This window comes from Gemmiger formicilis (assembly GCF_016901605.1).
GTDB lineage: Bacteria > Bacillota > Clostridia > Oscillospirales > Ruminococcaceae > Gemmiger > Gemmiger formicilis_B.
Map to the genome: position 1 here is coordinate 1 of NZ_JACJKP010000281.1, position 2,185 is coordinate 2,185.

General features: G+C 58.1%; 2 protein-coding genes and 1 pseudogene. All 3 read right to left on the reverse strand.

What is annotated here, in order from left to right; genetic code table 11:
* A pseudogene (locus H6B10_RS14140) lies at positions 1 to 617 on the reverse strand (heavy metal translocating P-type ATPase); the annotation flags it as partial.
* Positions 618 to 669: 52 nt separating this feature from the next.
* Positions 670 to 942, reverse strand: a complete 273-nt coding sequence (locus H6B10_RS14145) for a DUF6110 family protein (RefSeq protein ID WP_006575244.1) — start codon at positions 940 to 942, stop codon at positions 670 to 672.
* A gap of 168 nt (positions 943 to 1,110) precedes the next feature.
* Entirely contained in the window at positions 1,111 to 1,974 is an 864-nt protein-coding gene (locus tag H6B10_RS14150) for a helix-turn-helix domain-containing protein (protein ID WP_243427403.1), read from the reverse strand.
* Positions 1,975 to 2,185 lie beyond the last annotated feature (211 nt).

Here is a 2,185-nt window from a genome sequence, read left to right on the forward strand (position 1 = left end):
TCGCCCTGGGCTGTGCGCAGCCAGACCCGGTCCACATTTAAGGACATACACCGGGCCAGATCCGCCACGGATTTCTTTCTTGTCCACTCCTCCAGCAGCTCGCCCACCTCCAGCAGGAACATGACGGTGCCGGCGGTATCAAAGTCGCCCCGGAACGCCGAGATGGAAATGGACAGGGCGTCCAGCAGCTCCACCTTGACGCGGCGGCGCAGCAGGCAGCCCAGGCCCCGCCGCACAAAGGGGACCATGTGCCAGAGTATGCGGGCAAGGCGCAGTGGAGGCGGGAGAAACAGGGTGCAGGCGGCCTTGCACACCACCTTTGCCACCAGCTTCTCCTCAAATTCCCGGTTCAGTGCCCGGCTGCTGTGGGCGGGCAGCGCGGTGGTCTGCTCCGCCTCCTGCCAGGAAAAATGCCGAATTTCGTTCAGCACGGCTTGGCGAGTCCCATCGTAGTACAGGATGACGCAGCAGGTTCGCTCATGGACGGTGACCTGCCGGCACCATGATTTTCCCTGAATCCATGCCTCCAGCAGATCCGCCTGAGCGAGTGTCATCTGTTTTTGCCGCAGCCGGAACCGGATGCGCCCCCGGCTTTCGTGCAATATGGTTGCGTTCATAGGTTCCTCCTTCACGAAAAGAGGGAGCCGCTGGCGGCTCCCTCTGGGTCAATCAGGCTTCTTCGCTCTCCAGATTGGCAGCGGCGGCTTCCTCCGCTTCCTTCGCAGCCCGGTCCTCATTCAGCTCCTTGGCGGAGGCCAGAATGTCCGCGGCGTTTTCCTGCACCGTGGTCACAGTCCCCATGACCGAATCCTTCATCCGCAGGCCGGCGGCCGTGACATGGACATAGGCTTTCTTGGCGTCCTTGCTGGACAGCAGCTTGATGCCAAAAGAACCAAACAACGCACCACCCGCAAAGCAGGCAAGTTTCGTATAAACGCTCATTGTGATCCTTCCTTTCCCTTACTTCCGTTTGTAGCCGGTGACCATGACCATAATCATGCAGATCACAGCGCCCCACGCCCAAAAACGATGCTGTTTCATCGCTGTCACTCCTTTGAATGCTTTGGAATGTCTGATTATTGTAGCAGAAACCGTGGGTGTTTGTCGCTGTCAAAACGGACGCAGAGTTGCGGTTTCCGACATTTTTCTGTACTGGCCGGGAGTCATGCCATACTCCCGCTTGAACGCTGCGTTGAACTGGCTCATCCCCTCATACCCCACAGCCTGCGCAATTTGCTGAATGGGCATCCGGGTGGTGCAGATCAGCTCCTGTGCCCGTCGGAGGCGCTGTTGAACCAAAAAGCTGTGAATCGGCATGCCATAGGCGCGGCGGAACCCTTCTTTCAAGAAGGTCGGGGAAAGCGAAAACTGTTTGCAGAGGAACGCAATGGTAAGCTTATCAGACAGATGCGTCTGGATGTATGCCTTGACTTCCAACAGACTGTGGGATACTGGGCAGCCTGAGCCGGAGAAAGATTCGTCCGATTCAGATACCTCGGTGCAGAGTAGATACAGCAGTTCCACCGACTTGAAAACACAGTAGCGTTCCTGCTCCTGCTCGGACAGATAGCGAACCGTTTCAAAAAATGACTGCGTCCAAGGTGTGCCGCACAGGGCCATGCAGCCGTTCCTCGCCGTCATCTTCTCCTTGACGATCCTGGTGTCCAACCTCATCCCCAGGGTGGAGCAGACCGTCACAAGGCTTTCTTTTGCGGCTTTGGCGTCTACGGCGATCAAAATGCCGCCCAGATTTCCGCTATACTGACACGAGCGGAGAGCGGAGCTGTCGGAGAGGAGGAAGATGGCCGGAGCCTCCACCGTGTAGGAAGTACCCTGTAACGCTCGGACAGTAAGGCGGCCGGTCAGGCAGAAAAGCACCTCAAACTGAAGCGGTGCGCCGCATACCGGGATGGGCCACAAGGGTTCCTGCTCCGGCTCCGGCAAGGAAAAGCGGCAGATTTGCACCCCCGGCATACCGTGGCTCCAGCGGCCCGTGCCAGAGCCCTGGCTCAATAAATATTCCTTCAGCATATTTCTCACGACCTGTTTCTCTGGGTTCAAAATTGGTTTTACCTATGCTGACCGGGGAACCAGAGAGAAGGCAGGAGACGAACGGTTCGCCTCCTGCCTTCTACGGTGCTTTTGTCAGGCCAGCGACGCACCCAGCTCGCGGCAGGCCGCCAGA

Excerpts from the sequence above, each read along its gene's own strand:
- H6B10_RS14145 (WP_006575244.1), bottom strand. The coding sequence starts at position 942 with ATGAGCGTTTATACGAAACTTGCCTGCTTTGCGGGTGGTGCGTTGTTT.
- H6B10_RS14150 (WP_243427403.1), bottom strand. The coding sequence starts at position 1,974 with ATGCCGGGGGTGCAAATCTGCCGCTTTTCCTTGCCGGAGCCGGAGCAG.